The organism is Bacteroides sp. PHL 2737 (assembly GCF_004115325.2).
GTDB lineage: Bacteria > Bacteroidota > Bacteroidia > Bacteroidales > Bacteroidaceae > Bacteroides > Bacteroides hominis.
On record NZ_CP040630.1, the window covers coordinates 5,322,916 to 5,342,452 of the forward strand.

A 19,537-nucleotide genomic window follows, 5' to 3' on the forward strand; every position below is an offset into this window, starting at 1 on the left:
GGGTATTCTTTGGGGACACCGGAGTACGAAAGTACCTCCCGGTCAGATGATGTAATGCGAATATCAGTATTACTTGCATTCATGTGATCTCAAGACTCTCCCCTATCACAGCAGGAGAACGATGAAATGTTATGTAAGTACCCTGAAATTGACCATTTCCAGGAAACGGAAGGATTTCAGAGATAAAGCTCTATGAACGAATGAATTAGAAGTCATTGATGTTTCAAAAAACGTTCGTTTGTTTAAACACCATTTTTGACAGAATTTTAAAATCTCCAAAAAGAAAAATTCAAAAAGAGAAAAGCTAATTTAAAAATTCTAATAATTAATTGATTTACAAACAAATAAAAGCATTCAAAAAGGAACAAATAAATTTATTTATAAAAATATTTTGCTATAATAAAAATGCTGTTTACCTTTGTTCCATTGAACGAACGTTTTTTGAAACATACTCTTTTCTATTTACACTAAAATCCCCCTATTCACCGACGCCCTTTATATAATCGCGCACACGCGTACACGCATAATACTCTCTTTTTAAACTGATTTTACCCTGTCATGGAAACAGGTCAGGTATACTTAACCTATTTTCAGGACGGGGTGAAACATCAATTAAAAGTAAACAATATACGCGTATATAACGGATTATATACTAAAAACAGTTAATTTTGCCTTCGTAATAATAAATCATATTAGACAAAATGAGCAAAAAAAACCGAATGAAGGAATGATTCTCAACATAGAAGACATTCCTTATGTAGTAATTACAAACGGAAAAACTGACGAGAGTAAGAGAATTTTAGAAACACTGGAAAAGAAACCGGAAAAACTCGACATAACTACTCACAGAGAGCTGGTTATCCTCTTTTTCTTATGGTTGAATTACCAGCAAAAAGGAACGAAAAAGCGCAAAGGAATCCGTGAATTGGCACATATCATGTACCGTATGCTATACTTCGGACAGAAACAAAACCCCACAAAGGAAATGTCAGTACAATCCATTGAAACAGAAATATTTAACACACTAAAATTTCTGAAAGAGGAGAAAAAGGGAACGGATAAAGATCTGGGAACAAACATCTTAGACGAAATAAAGACATTCTTCAAAGAAAACGTCTAACAAGGTTTATAAAATCATCCCTAATTTTACAGCCGCAGACACTTACGTCGAGCTTTAAAAAAGACAGAAAAATGGAAAACATTAGTATTACTACTTACAGGGGCTTCAGCAAAGTAAAAGGGAGATGCTCCCTGAATGAATTAATCGAAAAGGTACGCAGCAGTCGCTATGCCGCCCTGATTGAGAAAATAGGAAGGCTTATCAGTGAAGGGAAAACCAAGGAAGCGGAGAACGTAAAACGGCAGCTGGACTACTTCACCGTCACGGCAAACTACCACGAATGCAGGCTGGCGCATAGTATCGCCGCATACAATGACATCATCACCATCGACCTGGACCATCTGCCCGAAAAGGAACTGGACCGGATACGGGCCCTGATAGAAACAGACGAAGCGACACTCGCCTGTTTCCTCACCGCCAAGCAACACGGATTCAAGGTGCTCGCCTATCCGGTAAGCCTCGAAGCGGAAGGGTGGCGAAACGCATTCTTCCGGACACCGGCAATCACTTACAGCCGGTTGGAGCAGTATCACGCGGGAATGTACGAACTGGCCCGTAAACACTACGAGAAACTTCTGGAGACGGAAGTGGACACCAGCGGAAAGGACTTGTCGAGAGGTGTCTTCGCTTCGTATGACCCGAGGGCGTTTTACTCTCCCCGGCGGGTGGCACACATCCCGCAACGGACATTCACCATCGAAGCCCCCGAACCTGCACGGAGGGGAAGGCAGAAGGAAGAGCCCGCAACGGACCCAACAGGGGAAGTCAGCGCCTACACGTGCATGGAATTCAACAAATGCCTCAGCTCTACCCGCAGGCTGATGAAATACACAGAGGGAAACCGCAATTCGTTCCTCTTCACCCTGGGAAACAAATGTTTCCGAAAGGGACTTGAAGAGGCGGAAGTCAAGCATCTGGCAGCAGTGAAATTAGGGGAGAACGGACAGATGGATACAGACACCCCCATCGCGAACGCCTACACATATACGGACAGAACGGAACGGGCAGAGGAGAAAAAAAAGATACCGCCCGTGGAACAGGTGATAGAGTATCTGGACAGGAATTACGCTTTCAGGAGAAATACGGTACTCGACCGACTGGAAATGTGCGACTTGTCCAAAACGAAGGAGGTAAAATCATTCTACGCCATGCGGAACAAGGATCTCAACTCCATCTTCCTGAACATCAGCAGACAGGGCATCGTCTATCCGCTCAACAGCCTGAAGTCGGTCATCGACTCGGACTATACACCGGAGTTCAATCCCTTTACCGACTACTTCGGAGGAAACGTGCGGTGGGACAGGACAACCGACCACATCGGGAAACTGGCGGACACCATACAGGCGGAGGATCAGGAATTCTGGAGGGAAGGATTCCGGCGCTGGATCGTAGCCATGGTGGCCTCGGCGCTCCAACCGGGTAAAGCCAACCAGCAAGCCCTGGTGCTGCACGGGGCGCAGGGAAAAGGAAAAAGTACCTGGATACGGCACCTGCTGCCCCCCGAACTCGGAGAATATTACCGCAACGGAATGATAGACCCGGCAAACAAGGATGACCTCTTGCTGCTATCCACCCGGCTGCTGATCAACATGGAGGAGTTTGAGGGTGTGAAGACAGGAGACATCGCCGAACTCAAACGGATCATCGGACAGGAGAACGTCACCATCCGGAAGGTATACGACACTCAGGCGCAGCTTTATCCCCGGAGGGCATCGTTCATCGGCAGCACCAACAACATGCAGTTCCTCAGAGATTACGGAGGAAACCGGCGCTTCCTGGTCATTCCCGTAAAAACCATCGACTACCGCACTCCGGTAGACCACAAAGGGGTATACGCACAGGCGGTGCAACTGATAGAAGACGGTTTCCGCTATTGGTTTGAAGGAAACGAGATAGACGACATCAACACCCGAAACGAACGCCACCGCATGAAAGACCCACTGGAAGAGAACCTGTATGTTTACTTCCGTCCGGCAGGAGAAAAGGACTTTGAGGTGAAATGGAAACCCGCCGCCGCAATACTGGCTACTCTATCTGTATACGGACGGACACAAGCCAACGCGCAAACGCAACAAGTGTTGGTACAGATTCTGGAAAGGGATGCCTTCGGCAAGCGTGTAAACGTCCATGGCATTACGGAGTATGCCGTAGTGGAACTCAGCCAGCAGGAGGTGAGCGAAAACTTCAGGAAAAGGGAGAAGGGAAAGGAGATGGAAGAGTTACCGTTTTAAAAGTATCGGAAAGAAGGAGATAGAAGAGAAATGCCCCGTAACAATATATGTTATTTCGATTACATATATTGTTACGGGGCAGGACATATATTGGCGTTTTATTGACAAAAAGATATTAGCTGTTTTGATTAAAATCAATACCTATTATTTTTAAACTTGTGCATAAATTGCACAAGTTCAACTTCTTATCAAATCCTCCGAACCAATACCGGTATTGGTTTCTCTCTAATTTTATGCTCCCGGTTCTCCCATATATCGAAAGATCAGACGAACTTCCTTGGGCGTAAATGAATGGCGGTATTTATAGTATCCCACCTCCTCGAGCGCAGCCATCAGGAGTTTGTTGTGCCGCATCCAACGGCTGAGATTATTGAGGGCGGCATTTTCAGACAAATGGGGTGCATAAAGCAGAGCCAACTCGACTTTTGTATATACACGGATAGGAAACTCTCTCTCGTCATCTTCTAAATCTTTCATGTTTTTCTATTTTAAATTAATAAATAATCGGAACTTTACAATAGCATAAAGATAACAAAAACAAACGACATATCATAGCAGAAGTCATACTATTTCACAAAACATTCATTGATTTTCCATCTTTTATCCATACCGCCTCAACCCACGTCAACAAGCACAAAACAGGGGTTACAAAGCGGTATCTTTGACATACCGGAAGAAAGGGAAAGAGCTCGTCCGACCTTCCGGATGCATTCTTAATTATTAACCATAAAAAATTATCGGACAATGGCAGTTCCATACAAAAAAATCGCGAGAAAGGATCCGCGAAAAGCGGATGCTATAGAGAAATTTTATCCGCAACTGGTCACCTTAGGTCAAAGCGCAAGCCTGGAAAGCATTGCGTACGAAATGAAGGAGAAGAGTTCGTTATCATTGGGAGATATCAAAAGTGTACTCACCAATTTTGTAGAGGCGATGCGTACCTCACTCTACAACGGGCAGTCGGTCAATATCCGGGATTTCGGAGTATTCAGCCTTTCGGCACGCACCAAAGGGGTGGATGCGGAAAAAGACTGTACGGCCAAAAACATAATGGCGGTGAAAATAAACTTTCGTCCGTCGTCGAGCGTACGTCCGAACCTGACATCGACCCGGGCCGGTGATAAAATCGAATTCATCGATATCAAAGCCGCACTGGAAGGAAAGGAAACGGGAAAAGACGGTGACGGAGACATTGTGGATGACCCAACGGCATAAATCAGAATCACATGAAAGGAGGTGTAGAAAAATGAAGAAATCAAACTGGAACACAATTTTAAAAGTAATGATCGCAGTGGCATCTGCCATACTGGGAGTCCTTGGAGGAAATGCGATGAACTTGTAGGCAACGAAAGCTAAAAGGGATGTGTCATAACTCTTTTCACCACGGAGTAGCACAGAGTATCACAGAGTCTTTTTATTAATAATCAACAACTTAAAATCACCTCTGTGTCACTCTGTGGTGGGTTTTGATACATCCTCTTCAGTTTTCGTACTATCAACCGTTTCCGATCTTATTTTGCTACCATCACCTCGACATCATATCCCATAAACAGTCCGTTTTCTATAACACCCGTCACCGACTTGATTTCTTTTTCAAGAGACGAATGAATATTGCTGAACCAGGCATCGAGAATCAAGTTTCCACTTTCGGTGATCACAGGGCCATCTTTACCTTTAGCCGGCCTCAGTTGGGTATGTGAAGCACCCATTGCCCGGATTTCCCTCTCTACGTAGGGCAAAGCCATCGGAAAGACTTCGACGGGGACAGGAAAACGGCTTCCCAGAAAAGAAACCTGTTTGCTTTCGTCCACCAATATGAAAGTACGGTTGCTGCTGCTTATCAGCAGCTTCTCCTTGAACAGCGCTCCGCCTCTTCCCTTGATCAGATTGCGGTCGGGATCTACTTCATCTGCTCCATCGAAGGTCCAGTCGGGACGGCACATCCATAAAGTAGTCTGCGGAATGCCCAAGCGGACACATTCCATCGATATCTCCATCGAAGCAGGAATCACGGTGACGTGCAGATTCTCCGTACGTATCCTTTCGGCAATAGCGAGCAATGCTAGATATACGGTCGATCCGGAGCCAGCCCCAATGACCTCGCCTTCTTGTACGCGCATGGCAATCATACGGGCCAACCTCTCTTTACTCTCCCGGTTGGTTATCGTGTCCGACCATTGGAGATGTTCCATCAAACTACTTTCCCATTTCATAATAAAACCTGTTTATAACAGATAACAACTTATTTCACCCTACGGTTCAGCTGGTTATTGGCTTTTGAGGGTTTCGACTTTCCGATCCGCTTACCGGTAGGTTTCTTGCCTCCCGAAGCTTTGGGACGTCCGCTACCCGGACGGTCATTGCTATTTCCGCTCTTCTTCATAAAAATCTTCATTATAATATTTACCTAAATACCTGCGGGCTATGAAATCCCAGTTCTCGTGCAACAGCCTCCTGCCATCCCCGAAAGGAAAAGCAACCTCCGGCAATAAGCCGTGCTGCATGGCATAGTGTAACAAGTCGATGGGACAAAGCCCCGGAACATAAAACAATTCGGCCCCTTCTTGTTCGGCAATCTCCGGATTATATTCCGGATTTCGTTCGTCGTGGAAACAAGCGGCAATATTGGGAGCCAGCAAGACACCTTTCGGATTGGCAAAAAACACAAAATCTTCTTCATCGGCCAACTCGGGCATTAACGAATCTTCTTCATCGGCCCACTTCAACGCATCGACACAGAAGCGACGCAAATCAACATAGTCTTTTAAATATACAATCTGTTTTCCTCCGGAAGCACTCAGGAAGTTCGCTACATCACGGGGGAGATTCATTTCCGGCAAGACATCCAAAACAGGACCCGGAGAGGGTAACAAGGCACGGACATCCGGAAACCACTCCGTGGATTCATCACCGGTAAGGGGAGCCTGTTCAAAATGGGCATCGAGCACCGCATATACATCGGATGCGAGCTGAAGCAGAGAACTGTCAAACGGATTCCAAGGAGACGGAGAACTATCCGTGACGGGAGAAAGAAGCGTCCACAGCAGAAAAGATACATCCTCGGGATTTATTTCATCATCGGCATACGACTCTGTCAGTGTGTAAAAAGGCAGGAAACGTCCATACAACTGTTTATGCAACCGGATGAATGTATTCCAGCTACCGGAATTATTCACACAATCTTCCAGATACCAAGTGAAATAGAGAACAGCCCGGTTCTTATGAATCATCTGTCCGGTAAGCTCCGACTTCTCAAATACGGGCAACAGCCTGTTGGCAAAATCCACGTACCACTGATCGGTATCTGCCGATTGCATGCGTGGATGGGCTTCCATCCACTGTTGACGATATATTTTTTGCAATTTCATGAATTGGAGTGTTGATTTACGGAAACAAATGTACTTCTTTTCTGATAAGATTAGCTACATTTGCGGCAATTAATGAACTTTACGGCAATGGATATTACGCTCAGAACGCTCACGGAAAACGACTTGCCTTTTGTAAAAGACATCTACGATTATTACACCCTCCACACGACAGTGGTGTACTTTGTACACTGCGCCTCCATCGACGAACTGAAAAACTACATCCCCGTAGGCGATCCCGTCTACCGGTCGTTCATCATTGAAACTCCCGAAGGAACTCCTTGCGGATTCTGCTACTTCGCACGTTTCAAGCCCCGAGAAGCCTTCCGCATTTCGGTAGAACTGACCCTCTACCTGAAACCGGAGTTCACAGGTCAGGGGTATGGAAAACAAACCATACTCCGGCTGGAAGAGATCATCCGGCAAGAAGGCTTCAGCAATATAATGGCACTGGTTTCGGGAGAAAACGAAGCCAGCATACGCCTATTTGAGAGATGTGGCTTCGAGTGTTGCGCAAACATCCGGCAGGTAGCGGAAAAGTTCGGCAAAAAACTGGATTTGAGGATGTATCAGAAAATTATTTCAGACAATTCATACCTCACTCCCTGAAAGTCATGAAAGCCGATGATAAAAACACATCCACACAAAAAGTTCTCTTCAAATCTGAAGGCACGATTAGATAAAGAACTATAAATGAGGAAACATTACGTGGCAATATTTGTATATATAGAAAATTATAGATAATTTTGCCACAGAATATAGAAGAAGAGCAGAATGAAAACGGTTAATCAAATTATTGGAGAGAATCTAAAAAAGATTAGAGAGTTATCCGGTTTTACGCAAGAACAAGTAGCACGATCTATTAATATAGAACGCTCTACTTACAGCAATTACGAAGGAGGAACAAGAGAGGTTCCTTATACTATTTTGGAAGATATCTCAAATTTATTCGGCTGTGAACCTTTTATATTGTTTGAGGACAATATTCAGACGAATAATGAAATCATGGCTACAGCTTTCAGAATTTCAGATTTAGGAGAAAATGACCTGAAAGAAATAGCTGCTTTCAAGGATATCGTAAAGTCTTATCTCAAAATGGAACGCATTGCCCAAAATGAAGCCGAATAAATTTATCATAGAGAAGCAAGTCTCAGAATTTCGCACGGACAATGGGCTTAGTGCCACCGAGCCCATCACCTTGAAAAGTTTACTTTTGAAACTAAACATACTCACTGTTTTCAGACCTTTATCCGACAACTTCTCAGGAATGTGCTTGAAAGATAATTCAGAGCACCGTTTCATGCTTATCAATTCTAATCAACCACGAGGAAGGCAACACTTTACGATAGCTCACGAATTATACCACCTTTATATAGAGAAAAAACCGACTCCTCACAAATGTAATCCGGGATGTGGCAGCAAAGATCCGATAGAACAATGTGCCGACATGTTTGCTTCCTCTCTATTAATGCCGGAGGGCGGTATATGCCAGTTAATACCTGAAATGGAATTAAAAACCAAAAACATCTCGATGGCAACAGTCCTAAAACTTGAACACTATTTTTCCGTTTCCCGTTCCGCTCTATTGTATAGATTACAAAATATCGGACTTATAACAGAAAGTACACGTTCCAAATTGGCAGAAATAAAAGTAAAATACTCTGCCAAATGTTTCGGATATGACACAGCCTTATACGAACCGGCCAACGAAGGACTGGTTATCGGTGATTTTGGTGAAAAAGCCCGCAAGCTATTCGAACAGGAAAAAATTTCAGAAGGTCACTATATAGAGTTACTCCATAAAATAAACATCAATGGAACACAAGAAAACGAAGATAGTACTCGATGCTGATGTAATTATCCATTTCATGGAGGCTAATTATTTCTCAATATTACCCGATATATTTCCGGAGTACGAATACTTGATATTGGATGTGGTATATAATGAAATTTCCCAAAATTCCGGTACAAAAGATTTTATAGATAAGTATCTCCATTTCTTCCCTAAATTGAAAAAAGAGTTTTTTTCCCCAAAGAGGGAATCAATGAAAGAGTTCTTTTTATTGCAACGCACTCTGGGAAAAGGAGAAAGTGCATGCATGATCTATTGCAGAGACAACCGAGACGTATTGGGGAGCAGTAACCTGAAAGACATAAAAGAATATTGCTCCAAGAATAATATTACCTATCTGACTACACTTGATTTTTTATATTATGCTTACTGCAGAAAGAAAATGACAGAGCAGGAGTGTAAGGAATTCATGCAGGAAGTAAATAATGCGGGAAGTAAACTTCCAATCATCGACATAACCCAATATGCATGTACCGTACAAATTTAAACTCACACATTTCAAGAAAACAAGACCAACACAACGACAAAGCCCTATCGCAGATTACATAAACAATCACATTTCCTTCCTCTACGCTGTAACTCTATTATGCAATCTGCGACAGCAATGCCCCTTCCGTCCGCTCTCAGAGTCTTTTTAAAGCCAGCTTAATGACTTTCTCCACCGGAGCATCGGGCTCTTCCTTCAGAATGGCAAGCACCACTTTCTGAGAAGGCGCTGCGGCAAAGCCCAGCATCGTCAAGGCGGCAACGGCTTCTTCCTGCACTTCCGCATTCATGGCCGGAAGCAATGTACCGGTCACTCCTCCGGTGGCAGCAGCCACAGCACCCGTTTTAATTTTGTCTTTCAAATCGACAATGACCCTTTGCGCTGTTTTCAGTCCGATACCCTTCACCGTCTTCAGCATATTGGCATTTTCGGTACTGATCACATTTACCAGTTCGGCCGGTGAAAGAGCGGAAAGAATCATGCGGGCCGTGTTTCCTCCAATGCCCGAAACGGAAATCAGCAGCAGGAAAAGTTCCCGTTCCTGCTTGTCGACAAAGCCATATAAAACGTAAGCATCTTCGCGGATGGCTTCGTAGATATAGAGTTTACAACTGCTCTTACCCTGAATGGCAGAATAAGTGTTGAGTGATATATTAACGGCATATCCTAATCCGTTACAATCGATAACTGCGGTTGCCGGACTCAGTTCGGCAATCTCGCCTTTGATGTATTCTATCATAATGGTTATAATCAGAACGCAAAGATAATAAATATTGTGCTTCACGAACCTTGAATAACAAAAACTAACTTTAACACCCCTAAGAGACTCAAAAACAAAGAAAATGACTAATTTTGCAACCGAAATAAAGAAATGTGTTAAACAAAACCAATAAAAAGATGAAAAAAGTAAGAGCAGCCATCGTAGGTTATGGCAATATTGGTCGTTATGTGCTGGAAGCCCTCCAAGCGGCTCCCGATTTTGAGATAGCAGGTGTGGTTCGTCGTGCAGGTGCCGAGAACAAACCGGCTGAACTGAATGATTACGCAGTAGTTAAAGATATAAAGGAACTTCAGGGAGTAGACGTGGCTATTCTTTGTACTCCGACCCGCAGCGTTGAGAAATACGCAAAAGAAATCCTCGCAATGGGAATCAATACAGTGGACAGTTTCGATATCCACACCGGAATCGTAGATCTCCGCCGTGAACTGGGTGCTTGTGCCAAAGAACACGGGGCGGTATCGATCATCTCGGCCGGATGGGATCCGGGAAGCGACTCCATCGTACGCACCATGCTCGAAGCAATCGCCCCCAAAGGCATCACTTACACCAACTTCGGTCCGGGTATGAGCATGGGCCACACGGTAGCCGTGAAAGCAATCGACGGAGTGAAAGCGGCTTTGTCAATGACCATCCCCACAGGAACGGGAATCCACCGCCGCATGGTATACATCGAACTGAAAGACGGATATAAATTTGAAGACGTGGCAGCCGCAATCAAATCGGACGCTTATTTCGTGAATGACGAAACCCACGTAAAGCAAGTGCCGAGCGTGGATGCACTCTTGGACATGGGACACGGTGTAAACCTGACCCGCAAAGGTGTATCGGGAAAAACCCAGAATCAGTTGTTCGAATTCAACATGCGCATCAACAATCCCGCACTGACCGCACAGGTACTGGTATGCGTGGCACGCGCTTCGATGAAGCAGCAACCGGGATGCTACACCATGGTGGAAGTACCGGTAATCGACCTGTTGCCGGGCGACCGCGAAGAATGGATCGGACATCTGGTATAAATCTGCTGCCTGATACAAGATACTTCTAAAAAGGAAAGGATGACCGCAGATTTTAAGAGGGTGTGTCGAAACTCTCAAATCTGCGGTCATCTTATTAAATTGCTACCACATCACCTATATACACACGAATGGAGAACAAGCGATATTCACACGGCGAAGAATTATCCAACACCCTGAGTCATGGTGCAGGTATTCTGTTAGGTATCACCGCAGGATATTTTCTGTTGGAAAAAGCACTTGCCAACCCACATCCCCATTGGGCGGCAGGTTGTGTGCTGGTCTACCTGGCGGGAATGCTGGCATCCTATATCAGTTCGACCTGGTATCACGGTTCAAGACCCGGCAGCCGTAAAGAACTTCTCCGCAAATTCGACCACGGCGCCATCTACCTGCACATAGCAGGCACTTATACCCCGTTTACCTTATTGGTATTGCGCCATGCCGGTGGCTGGGGCTGGGGAATATTCGCTTTCGTATGGCTGTCGGCCATCGTAGGCTTCATACTGGCTTTTAAAAAGCTGAAAGAACACAGTAATCTTGAAACAGTCTGCTTCGTCGGAATGGGTTCTGCCATCCTGGTAGCCCTGAAACCTTTGATGGACTGCCTCTCCGCCATCGGAGCTTCTCCCGCCTTCTGGTGGCTTATCGGAGGAGGGGCTTCCTACATCATGGGAGCCGTATTTTATTCGTTGCGAAAACCTTACACACATGCTGTTTTCCACCTGTTTTGTCTGGGCGGAAGCATAGGGCATATCATAGCTATCTGGCTGATTCTTTAGCAAACTTCATTTAAATTTCATGCCCGAAAGTTTCCCGTTTTGGAAAACTTTCTGTATCAGGAAGAAAGAAAAGTTCTCCAAAAATTCTTGTTAAAACAAGAACAACTTATTGCTTTAACTGTTACCTTTGTAGCAGATTTCAGTACTAAAAAGAGGTTTAGTCATAAGGGAACGCTGTGCAAATCGGCGACAGTACCCGCTGCTGTAATTCTCTGAGAATCCGCACACTATGCCACTGCGCCCAGCGTGGGAAGGCGTTGCGAGGGAGAGATAAGTCAGAAGACCTGCTGAAAAAGTAAACATATTAAAAAAAATCTAAAGCTTTCGGGAGTTAAAGTTATGAACTACGCGGAAATTTGTATCATCAAACGAGATGGTAAAAGGGAGGACTTCTCCATCAGTAAAATCAAGAACGCTGTATCAAAAGCGTTTAGTGCCACAGGAATCAATGATGAACAGCAATTGATTGCTGACATCACGATGAACGTAATCGGACAATTTGCATCTCCTACCATTACGGTAGAAGAAATTCAGGACCTGGTAGAAAAAGAGCTGATGAAGGTTCGTCCGGAAGTAGCCAAAAAGTACATCATCTATCGGGAATGGCGAAACACCGAACGAGACAAAAAGACTCAGATGAAGCATGTGATGGACGGTATCGTAGCTATCGATAAAAACGATGTCAACCTGAGCAATGCCAATATGAGCAGTCATACCCCCGCCGGACAGATGATGACATTTGCCTCGGAAGTAACCAAAGACTATACATATAAATATCTGTTGCCGAAACGTTTTGCCGAGGCGCACCAATTGGGAGACATCCACATCCATGACCTGGATTACTACCCGACCAAAACCACGACTTGTATCCAGTATGACATGGATGACCTCTTCGAACGTGGATTCCGCACCAAGAACGGCAGTATACGTACTCCGCAAAGCATTCAAAGTTATGCTACCCTGGCTACCATTATTTTCCAGACTAACCAGAACGAACAGCACGGAGGTCAGGCCATACCGGCATTCGACTTCTTTATGGCAAAAGGCGTGAGCAAATCATTCCGTAAACACCTGGCATCATTCATCAGCTTCTATGTACAGATGAACAAGGGTGAAGAAATAGAAGAAAAGGCTATCCGTACAGTGATTGCCGAACATCTGTCGTCTATCAAAGCATCGGAACTGGAACGCGAAACATTGCGCATGGCCCTGACTGCCCTGCAGATCAATATCGACAAAGAACATCTGAACCAAATTATAGAGAAAGCATTTGTGCAGACTCAGAAAGATACGCACCAGGCCATGGAAGGCTTTATCCATAACCTGAACACAATGCACTCACGCGGTGGAAACCAGGTAGTGTTCAGTTCGATCAATTATGGAACAGACACTTCGGCCGAAGGACGCATGGTGATTGAAGAATTACTGAAAGCAACCGTAGAGGGACTGGGCACAAGGGGAGAAGTGCCGGTATTCCCAATCCAGATATTCAAGATAAAAAACGGAGTATCGTACACAGAAGCCGATTATGAAAAGGCTATGGCTAATTTCGATGCTGCCATGGAAGGTAAATTAAAATTTGAAGCACCCAACTTCGACCTGTTCCTGAAAGCTTGCCACACTACGGCAAAAGCACTCTTCCCTAACTTTATGTTTCTGGATGCCCCGTTCAACCAAAACGAAAAATGGGACGCCAACGACCCGCAACGTTACCGTTACGAACTGGCCACCATGGGATGCCGCACACGTGTGTTTGAGAACGTAGCCGGCGAGAAATCGTCTTTGGGACGCGGAAACCTTTCGTTCACTACACTCAATATGCCGCGCCTTGCCATCGAAGCCCGTATCAAAGCGGAAAACATGACAGAAGACAAGCATAACAAAGATGCCGTTGAGAGAAAGGCTAAAGAAATTTTCATCGAATCGGTACACGAAATGGCTACCCTAGTAGCCGACCAGCTTTATTCACGCTATCAATATCAGCGTACGGCCCTGGCCCGCCAGTTCCCCTTTATGATGGGTAACGACGTGTGGAAAGGGGGAGCTGCCCTGAACCCGAACGAACAAGTAGGCGACGTGCTGCGCAGTGGTACGCTGGGTATCGGCTTCCTGGGTGGACACAATGCCATGGTGGCTCTCTATGGAGAGGGACACGGACACAGCCAGAAGGCATGGGACACCCTTTATGAAGCCGTGCTGGAAATCAACAAGGTGGCTGATGAATACAAAGCCAAATACAATCTGAACTATTCGGTACTGGCTACACCGGCGGAAGGACTGTCGGGACGCTTCACCCGTATGGACCGCCGTAAATACGGAAAAATCGAAGGGGTGACAGACAACGATTATTATGTCAATTCTTTCCATGTGGATGTAAAAGAACCGATCAGCATTGTAGAAAAGATCAAACGGGAAGCTCCATTCCATGCCATCACCCGCGGAGGGCACATCACATATGTGGAACTGGACGGAGAAGCCCAGAAAAACGTACGCGCCATTGCCAAGATCGTAAAAGTAATGTTCGACGAAGGTATCGGCTACGGTTCTATCAACCACCCGGTAGACACCTGCCACAACTGCGGATACAAGGGAGTGATTTACGATAAATGTCCCGTATGCCAAAGTGAGAATATCCTGCGCATGCGCCGCATCACAGGTTATCTGACGGGCGACCTGAGTTCGTGGAACTCTGCCAAACGGGCAGAAGAGAGAGATCGCGTGAAGCATCTGTAATAAAGTCATGAATATACTTTATACATATCCGGAAACGATTGTCGACGGAGAAGGTATCCGGTATTCCATCTATCTGGCAGGTTGCCGGCACGGCTGTCCGGGTTGTCATAATCCGGAAAGTTGGAATCCGCAGGCCGGAGATGAATTGACAGAAAAGCGTCTGGACTGCATCATCCGTGAAATCAATTCGAATCCGTTGCTGGATGGAGTGACTTTCTCCGGTGGAGATCCCCTTTACAACCCGGAAGCGTTTCTTCCGCTTATCCGGAGGATAAAAGAAGAGACAGGACAGAATATCTGGTGCTATACAGGATATACGTACGAAGAGATTCAGGCAAATCCGGCACTGGCTGCCGTACTACCTTATATAGATGTATTGGTGGACGGACGCTTCAGACAAGAACTTTACTCTCCACATCTGGAATTCAGAGGTAGCAGTAATCAGAGGATTATCAGGCTGACATACACATGAAGGCGTATCGGAAGCAGAACTAAGATGACACAGATTTACATGGATTGCTGATTCATTTTGCTGATTATCAACAATAAAACCCAGTGTAAATCTGTGTCATCCGTATTGAAAAAGACTTCCGCTACATGCCTCGCTGAAATTCATGAATTAAAAAAACTTATATATCATTGTCCTCTCAAACCGAAGAAGCTTGACTTTGTTTACCTTTGTGGCAGTTCTTTTAAAAGGTTCTTTATGGCTCAGCTTACACAAACTTCGGAAATTGACGAAACTGACGGTCTCCCCCTCCATCGCCGCATCTGGGCAGTTGTCGGCATCTCTTTCGCCTTATGTATGTCGGTGCTTGACATCAATATCATCAATGTAGTACTCCCGACCCTCTCGCACGACTTCGGAACTTCACCTGCGGTCACAACCTGGATCATCAACGGGTATCAGCTCGCCATTGTGATATCGCTGCTTTCGTTTTCGTCGTTAGGCGAAATATACGGATACCGGAAGATCTTTCTTTCAGGCATTGCCATGTTCATAGTCACTTCCCTGATATGTGCGCTCTCCCATTCGTTCTGGACTCTGACCCTTGCCCGCATTTTCCAGGGCTTCAGCGCCTCAGCCATCACGAGTGTCAACACTGCCCAGTTACGTACCATCTATCCCCGAAATCAGATAGGAAGAGGGATGGGGATCAATGCCATGGTAGTGGCCATATCGGCTGCAGCCGGACCTTCGGTGGCAAGCGGCATTCTTTCCATCGCCTCGTGGCATTGGTTGTTTGCCATCAATGTCCCTCTGGGGCTTGCAGCCCTGATATTGGGATGCAAGTACCTGCCGAGAAAAGAAGAACGTTCCAACCGGAAATTCGATAAGCTCAGTGCCATAGCCAACGCTATCACCTTCGGACTGCTTATCTATACACTGGACGGATTTGCCCATCACGAGAAAAACGATTATATAGCCATCCAACTGGCTGTATTGGCCATTGTCGGCACGTATTATGTCCACAGGCAACTGAACCAGCCATCCCCTCTTTTACCGCTCGACCTGCTGGGAATACCTATCTTCAGGTTATCGATCCTGACTTCCATCTGTTCGTTCACGGCACAGATGCTGGCTATGGTTTCTCTTCCTTTTTTCCTGCAAAACTCACTGGGATACAGCGAAGTAATGACGGGATTGCTGCTGACTCCGTGGCCCATCGCCACATTGGTGACAGCACCGGCAGCCGGATACCTTGTGGAGCGCATCCACCCCGGCATACTGGGTAGTATCGGTATGGCATTATTCTGCATCGGGCTCTATTCTTTATCTACATTAACAGCAGATTCATCGGTCATCAGTATCATTCTGCGATTGATGCTTTGCGGTGCAGGTTTCGGTATTTTCCAGACGCCCAACAACAGTACAATCATCTCTTCCGCCCCTACACAACGTTCGGGGGGAGCCAGCGGAATGTTGGGTATGGCACGGCTTTTAGGACAGACATTCGGTACAACGCTGGTTGCTTTACTCTTCAGTTTCGTAGTACACGAAAAAAGTACAGCGGTCTGTCTGATAGCAGGCAGCGGATTTGCTTTTGTCGCAGCAGTAGTGAGTAGTATGCGGCTTTCACAACCTTCTACGTTAAAGACAAAAACTCAATAATCATTCATTAGTATTCAGTCTCTCTCACAACTTCTACCAAGCGGGTAAAGTCCTCCGGATGTACATCTCCGATGTTACCGATACGGAAAGTATCCGCTTTTGAGATTTTTCCGGGATAGATAACAAATCCCTTAGCTTTCAGAGCAGTATAGAAATCTTTAAAATCGAATCCTGCTTTCGGGTAAAGGAAGGAAGTGATGATAGGCGACTGGATAGCATCATCGAGCAAAGTCTTGAATCCCAGCGAACGCATACCCTCCACCAATACCCGGTGATTCTCGCAATAACGCCGGTAGCGCGCCTCTACTCCTCCCTCTTCAATCAGTTCGGTAAGAGCTTGCTTGAATGCACGCACCACGTGGGTGGGTGAAGTGAAGCGCCATTTGCCATGTCCTTTCTCCATTGTCTCCCACTGGTCATAAATATCGAGTGAAAGTGAGCGGGCAACTCCTTTGCAACGCATCAGCTCGGAACGACGGGCAATGATGAATCCAAAACCCGGCACACCCTGGATGCACTTATTGGCACTGCTGATCAGGAAATCGATTCCCAGTTCACTGACATCCATCGGGATACCTCCGAAGCTGCTCATAGCATCCACAATAAGCTTCTTACCATGCATTTTCACGACATGCGCCAACTCTTTCAACGGATTCAGGATACCGGTAGTCGTTTCGCAGTGAACGAAAGCCACGTGAGTAATGTCTGAGTTATTGCTCAGGTAATCGTCCACATAGTCTACCGATACCTGTTCCGTTTCTTCAAAAGCAAGGAGATCATAGTCGATATGATAATATTCGGCAATATTTCCCATACGGTCACCATAAGCACCATTACTGCAAATCAGAAGTTTATCGTTCTTTCCGATGGCAGCACCGATAACTGCTTCCACACAATAAGTGCCGCTACCTTGCAAAAGTACGGAAGTGTACTCCTCCGTATTGCGAGTGGCAATGCCTACCAGTTGTTTACGCATTTCCTCCACAATGTGCAGGTTATAATCCTCGTCCCATGTACACCAGTCGGTCATCATGGTTTCTTTTACGGTTTCTGATGTGGTAAGAGGTCCGGGAGTTAATAACAAATAAGGTTTCATATCGTTTTAAGAATTGAGTTTTGAATTAATAGTTTGAATCAGCGCGGGAAGTTCTTCGATGCTACGAATGACGTAAGAGGCTCCCGCAGCCAGCATACGTTCTTTGACTTCGGAGACGCGGGCTTCGAGTTCAGTTTCGGACAGACTGCCGGCCTCCTTCTCAGTAAGTGCCATTTCATTACTGCCCAACACGATTCCCACACTCCATACTTTAGCGTTGACACCTTCTTTGATGTCAGCAATGGTATCACCTACTTTAACCACGGTATCGAGACACGGCACGCCCAGTTTTGTGAGATTCTCGAAAACCATATACGGAGCCGGACGTCCGGCAGGCAGCAGATTCGGAGTAGCACAATAGTCTACACGATAACCTTTAGCCTCAGCCGCAGGTTGCACCACGTCCATCATTTCACGCGTATAGCCGGTAGTAGAGCCTATCTTCAGTCCTTCGGCACGGAGTTTTTCCAAGGTAGGGATTACACCCGGAATAGGATCTGTGTACTCTTTCAGAGAAGCAAAAAGATATTTCTCAAACAGCCGGTTCAGTTCCACCACGTCTTCCTCCGTCCAGTCACGCTGATAGCGGGCAGTGAATTGCTCGTTCACTTCGGGCATAGTCAGCAGTTCACGAATGTGCTGAATCTTGGGCAACCCCATCGGTTTCCGGGTTTGCACGACATCAATCGTCAGCCCTTTTTCGGCAAAGGCCTTGATGAAGGCGGCCACCGGAGCGAAACATCCGTAGTCGACCGCAGTTCCGGCCCAGTCCATAATGATACATTCAATCTTTTTCATTTTATATCTATTTTTCCTTGTTTTTGAATCCGGTGCAAATGTAGGGCATAGCGGACAGAGCAAAAATGAATTTGCAGGATTCATTTCATTTATATTCTGCAGGGTTCTGCTGAAATATTAATGTAACATTCATATCATGATTATATAATCCAAAAGTCATATATTTGCAATGCAAACAACGTGTCGATATACCATGAACGAACTTGAAGAGATATACAAAAGAATAGAATACCTCCGTAACAACGGAGTGAAAATGAAGGAAATAGCCGACTGGATCAATATGGCCCCCAGTGTGTTGTCCGCACTCTATTCGAGTGTACTTCCTGCTTACCTGAATCTGCAAAAAACCAAAACACAGGAAGAGGCACTGGACGAAGCACTGGCTTTGGTGAACAATGTGTCGAAAAAACGCCTGCTTGGCAATCTGAGCGGAATGAAGGAGCGCTTGTTCGACCTGGAACCCGATCAGGAAACAAACAACATGGGAAATACGTTCCTGAAACTCCTGGAAAAAGAAATGCAGGGGTCTGTAGAAGAAGTGTATAACTATAGCGGTACATATCTGAGTTACAGTCTCTCTTCATCGACTGACAGTCTCAAGGCAGAACCCTATCTGATCTGCGCATCAGAGAATAATGATTACGTCAAGGTAGGCATGATCAATGCTTATAAATCGGTACATTGGGGAAGCGGCATCATCAGCAATCATCAAAACTCCTATCTGATGTTCAACGAACGGGAACTGCCACAGTTTGCCATGGTCACCATTTATCTGCAACTGCCACATTATGAATATCCCAACATGCTAAAGGGATTGTATCTATGCCTGGACTACAACCACAACCCGATAGCGCGGAGAATCGTCCTGGTGAAGCAATCGGACAGCACGGATATAGACGCATTTCTGAAAATGGAAGGCAGACTGATTCCCAAAGCGGAACTGACACCGGAAGAAGAGATCTATTATAACTATACATGCCAGGAAGGCGACTACATAAAAACCTGTACAGTACCGTCACCCAAGTTGGATGAATCGGATCTGGAGAGAGAAAAGAAGATGCTGAAAATATAAAAAACTACCATTAACGATCATAAACCACGAGCTGCAAGTATCCGCGGAATAATCACGCAATCACTTGCAGCTCGTAGTTTATTTATAAGATGTT

Annotated in this window: 21 protein-coding genes and 1 riboswitch; of the genes, 14 read left to right on the plus strand and 7 right to left on the minus strand. The window is 45.5% G+C overall.

The features are described 5' to 3' along the window. The first annotated feature begins 727 nt into the window (after positions 1-727). Together DBK98_RS22125 and DBK98_RS22130 are read left to right on the plus strand one after the other, a co-directional pair. A complete protein-coding gene (locus tag DBK98_RS22125) occupies positions 728-1,120 on the plus strand; it encodes a hypothetical protein (RefSeq protein WP_032531940.1) in 393 nt (130 codons plus the stop codon). 71 nt (positions 1,121-1,191) lie between these two features. Beyond that, positions 1,192-3,351 (plus strand): VapE domain-containing protein, encoded by a 2,160-nt coding sequence (locus tag DBK98_RS22130; protein ID WP_005808203.1) that lies wholly within the window; start codon positions 1,192-1,194, stop codon positions 3,349-3,351. Positions 3,352-3,582: 231 nt separating this feature from the next. On the opposite strand, the gene DBK98_RS22135 is transcribed toward DBK98_RS22130, so the two are convergent. Then, on the minus strand, positions 3,583-3,828 hold the full coding sequence (locus DBK98_RS22135) for a DUF4248 domain-containing protein (protein ID WP_005790540.1): 246 nt from the start codon (positions 3,826-3,828) through the stop codon (positions 3,583-3,585). A 267-nt stretch (positions 3,829-4,095) separates the two neighbouring features. On the opposite strand from DBK98_RS22135, the gene DBK98_RS22140 reads away from it, so the two are divergent. Together DBK98_RS22140 and DBK98_RS22145 are read left to right on the plus strand one after the other, a co-directional pair. Continuing rightward, a complete protein-coding gene (locus DBK98_RS22140; protein WP_032535435.1) occupies positions 4,096-4,566 on the plus strand; it encodes an HU family DNA-binding protein in 471 nt (156 codons plus the stop codon). Positions 4,567-4,597: 31 nt separating this feature from the next. Further along, the gene (locus DBK98_RS22145) at positions 4,598-4,693 is read left to right on the plus strand and encodes a smalltalk protein (RefSeq protein WP_156127618.1); all 96 of its coding nucleotides are present in this window, start codon (positions 4,598-4,600) and stop codon (positions 4,691-4,693) included. A 169-nt stretch (positions 4,694-4,862) separates the two neighbouring features. On the opposite strand, the gene rpiA is transcribed toward DBK98_RS22145, so the two are convergent. From rpiA to DBK98_RS22160, 3 genes are read right to left on the minus strand one after another with little or no spacing between them, the layout of a single operon-like run. Continuing rightward, positions 4,863-5,564: a ribose 5-phosphate isomerase A gene (gene rpiA, locus DBK98_RS22150; RefSeq protein ID WP_032535436.1), complete on the minus strand. Its 702-nt coding sequence runs from the start codon at positions 5,562-5,564 to the stop codon at positions 4,863-4,865. A gap of 29 nt (positions 5,565-5,593) precedes the next feature. Beyond that, positions 5,594-5,734 (minus strand): hypothetical protein, encoded by a 141-nt coding sequence (locus DBK98_RS22155; RefSeq protein ID WP_022011774.1) that lies wholly within the window; start codon positions 5,732-5,734, stop codon positions 5,594-5,596. Next, positions 5,715-6,719: a DUF3843 family protein gene (locus DBK98_RS22160; protein ID WP_032535437.1), complete on the minus strand. Its 1,005-nt coding sequence runs from the start codon at positions 6,717-6,719 to the stop codon at positions 5,715-5,717. Before DBK98_RS22160 ends, DBK98_RS22155 begins: the two co-directional genes overlap by 20 nt. 72 nt (positions 6,720-6,791) lie before the next feature. Here DBK98_RS22160 and DBK98_RS22165 point away from each other — a divergent pair, with 72 nt between their 5' ends. The 4 genes from DBK98_RS22165 (at position 6,792) to DBK98_RS22180 (ending at position 9,055) form a co-directional block, all read left to right on the plus strand. Beyond that, complete coding sequence (locus DBK98_RS22165; protein ID WP_032535448.1) at positions 6,792-7,325, plus strand: GNAT family N-acetyltransferase; 534 nt, start codon at positions 6,792-6,794, stop codon at positions 7,323-7,325. 165 nt (positions 7,326-7,490) lie between these two features. Then, positions 7,491-7,844, plus strand: coding sequence for a helix-turn-helix domain-containing protein (locus DBK98_RS22170; RefSeq protein WP_005808213.1), 354 nt, complete (start codon positions 7,491-7,493; stop codon positions 7,842-7,844). Then, the gene (locus DBK98_RS22175; protein ID WP_005808215.1) at positions 7,831-8,568 is read left to right on the plus strand and encodes an ImmA/IrrE family metallo-endopeptidase; all 738 of its coding nucleotides are present in this window, start codon (positions 7,831-7,833) and stop codon (positions 8,566-8,568) included. The genes DBK98_RS22170 and DBK98_RS22175 overlap by 14 nt, the downstream gene beginning before the upstream one ends. Further along, a complete protein-coding gene (locus DBK98_RS22180; protein ID WP_032535438.1) occupies positions 8,531-9,055 on the plus strand; it encodes a hypothetical protein in 525 nt (174 codons plus the stop codon). Before DBK98_RS22175 ends, DBK98_RS22180 begins: the two co-directional genes overlap by 38 nt. Positions 9,056-9,191: 136 nt before the next feature. Here the strand turns inward: DBK98_RS22180 and ruvA are convergent, their stop codons facing one another. Continuing rightward, positions 9,192-9,794, minus strand: a complete 603-nt coding sequence (gene ruvA, locus DBK98_RS22185; protein WP_005821598.1) for a Holliday junction branch migration protein RuvA — start codon at positions 9,792-9,794, stop codon at positions 9,192-9,194. Positions 9,795-9,952: 158 nt separating this feature from the next. Here ruvA and DBK98_RS22190 point away from each other — a divergent pair, with 158 nt between their 5' ends. From DBK98_RS22190 to DBK98_RS22210, 5 genes are all read left to right on the plus strand, one after another. Continuing rightward, positions 9,953-10,852 carry a diaminopimelate dehydrogenase gene (locus DBK98_RS22190; protein ID WP_005821599.1) on the plus strand — a complete coding sequence of 300 codons (900 nt, stop codon included), beginning with the start codon at positions 9,953-9,955 and terminating at the stop codon, positions 10,850-10,852. 128 nt (positions 10,853-10,980) lie between these two features. Continuing rightward, the gene (locus DBK98_RS22195) at positions 10,981-11,631 is read left to right on the plus strand and encodes a hemolysin III family protein (protein ID WP_005808222.1); all 651 of its coding nucleotides are present in this window, start codon (positions 10,981-10,983) and stop codon (positions 11,629-11,631) included. A 123-nt stretch (positions 11,632-11,754) separates the two neighbouring features. Continuing rightward, positions 11,755-11,938, plus strand: a riboswitch (cobalamin riboswitch). Between the two features lie 32 nt (positions 11,939-11,970). Continuing rightward, on the plus strand, positions 11,971-14,364 hold the full coding sequence (locus DBK98_RS22200) for an anaerobic ribonucleoside triphosphate reductase (RefSeq protein ID WP_032535439.1): 2,394 nt from the start codon (positions 11,971-11,973) through the stop codon (positions 14,362-14,364). A gap of 7 nt (positions 14,365-14,371) precedes the next feature. Next, positions 14,372-14,836: an anaerobic ribonucleoside-triphosphate reductase activating protein gene (gene nrdG, locus DBK98_RS22205; RefSeq protein ID WP_032535440.1), complete on the plus strand. Its 465-nt coding sequence runs from the start codon at positions 14,372-14,374 to the stop codon at positions 14,834-14,836. A 234-nt stretch (positions 14,837-15,070) separates the two neighbouring features. Continuing rightward, positions 15,071-16,477: an MFS transporter gene (locus DBK98_RS22210; protein WP_005808227.1), complete on the plus strand. Its 1,407-nt coding sequence runs from the start codon at positions 15,071-15,073 to the stop codon at positions 16,475-16,477. Positions 16,478-16,484: 7 nt separating this feature from the next. Here the strand turns inward: DBK98_RS22210 and phnW are convergent, their stop codons facing one another. Both phnW and phnX read right to left on the minus strand, forming a co-directional pair. Beyond that, a complete protein-coding gene (gene phnW, locus DBK98_RS22215) occupies positions 16,485-17,573 on the minus strand; it encodes a 2-aminoethylphosphonate--pyruvate transaminase (RefSeq protein ID WP_032535441.1) in 1,089 nt (362 codons plus the stop codon). Between the two features lie 6 nt (positions 17,574-17,579). After that, positions 17,580-18,371: a phosphonoacetaldehyde hydrolase gene (gene phnX / locus DBK98_RS22220; protein WP_005808231.1), complete on the minus strand. Its 792-nt coding sequence runs from the start codon at positions 18,369-18,371 to the stop codon at positions 17,580-17,582. 193 nt (positions 18,372-18,564) lie between these two features. Between phnX and DBK98_RS22225 the strand changes: the two genes are divergently transcribed. Next, the gene (locus DBK98_RS22225) at positions 18,565-19,443 is read left to right on the plus strand and encodes a hypothetical protein (RefSeq protein WP_005808233.1); all 879 of its coding nucleotides are present in this window, start codon (positions 18,565-18,567) and stop codon (positions 19,441-19,443) included. Positions 19,444-19,537 lie beyond the last annotated feature (94 nt).

Bases quoted from the DNA above. Each gene is read 5' to 3' on its own strand.
- rpiA (WP_032535436.1), bottom strand. From the start codon at position 5,564: ATGAAATGGGAAAGTAGTTTGATGGAACATCTCCAATGGTCGGACACG.
- DBK98_RS22180 (WP_032535438.1), top strand. From the start codon at position 8,531: ATGGAACACAAGAAAACGAAGATAGTACTCGATGCTGATGTAATTATC.
- DBK98_RS22225 (WP_005808233.1), top strand. From the start codon at position 18,565: ATGAACGAACTTGAAGAGATATACAAAAGAATAGAATACCTCCGTAAC.
- ruvA (WP_005821598.1), bottom strand. From the start codon at position 9,794: ATGATAGAATACATCAAAGGCGAGATTGCCGAACTGAGTCCGGCAACC.
- DBK98_RS22160 (WP_032535437.1), bottom strand. From the start codon at position 6,719: ATGAAATTGCAAAAAATATATCGTCAACAGTGGATGGAAGCCCATCCA.
- DBK98_RS22135 (WP_005790540.1), bottom strand. From the start codon at position 3,828: ATGAAAGATTTAGAAGATGACGAGAGAGAGTTTCCTATCCGTGTATAT.
- DBK98_RS22190 (WP_005821599.1), top strand. From the start codon at position 9,953: ATGAAAAAAGTAAGAGCAGCCATCGTAGGTTATGGCAATATTGGTCGT.
- nrdG (WP_032535440.1), top strand. From the start codon at position 14,372: ATGAATATACTTTATACATATCCGGAAACGATTGTCGACGGAGAAGGT.
- DBK98_RS22200 (WP_032535439.1), top strand. From the start codon at position 11,971: ATGAACTACGCGGAAATTTGTATCATCAAACGAGATGGTAAAAGGGAG.
- phnW (WP_032535441.1), bottom strand. From the start codon at position 17,573: ATGAAACCTTATTTGTTATTAACTCCCGGACCTCTTACCACATCAGAA.
- phnX (WP_005808231.1), bottom strand. From the start codon at position 18,371: ATGAAAAAGATTGAATGTATCATTATGGACTGGGCCGGAACTGCGGTC.
- DBK98_RS22140 (WP_032535435.1), top strand. From the start codon at position 4,096: ATGGCAGTTCCATACAAAAAAATCGCGAGAAAGGATCCGCGAAAAGCG.
- DBK98_RS22175 (WP_005808215.1), top strand. From the start codon at position 7,831: ATGAAGCCGAATAAATTTATCATAGAGAAGCAAGTCTCAGAATTTCGC.
- DBK98_RS22210 (WP_005808227.1), top strand. From the start codon at position 15,071: ATGGCTCAGCTTACACAAACTTCGGAAATTGACGAAACTGACGGTCTC.
- DBK98_RS22170 (WP_005808213.1), top strand. From the start codon at position 7,491: ATGAAAACGGTTAATCAAATTATTGGAGAGAATCTAAAAAAGATTAGA.
- DBK98_RS22125 (WP_032531940.1), top strand. From the start codon at position 728: ATGATTCTCAACATAGAAGACATTCCTTATGTAGTAATTACAAACGGA.
- DBK98_RS22195 (WP_005808222.1), top strand. From the start codon at position 10,981: ATGGAGAACAAGCGATATTCACACGGCGAAGAATTATCCAACACCCTG.
- DBK98_RS22165 (WP_032535448.1), top strand. From the start codon at position 6,792: ATGAACTTTACGGCAATGGATATTACGCTCAGAACGCTCACGGAAAAC.
- DBK98_RS22145 (WP_156127618.1), top strand. From the start codon at position 4,598: ATGAAGAAATCAAACTGGAACACAATTTTAAAAGTAATGATCGCAGTG.
- DBK98_RS22155 (WP_022011774.1), bottom strand. From the start codon at position 5,734: ATGAAGAAGAGCGGAAATAGCAATGACCGTCCGGGTAGCGGACGTCCC.
- DBK98_RS22130 (WP_005808203.1), top strand. From the start codon at position 1,192: ATGGAAAACATTAGTATTACTACTTACAGGGGCTTCAGCAAAGTAAAA.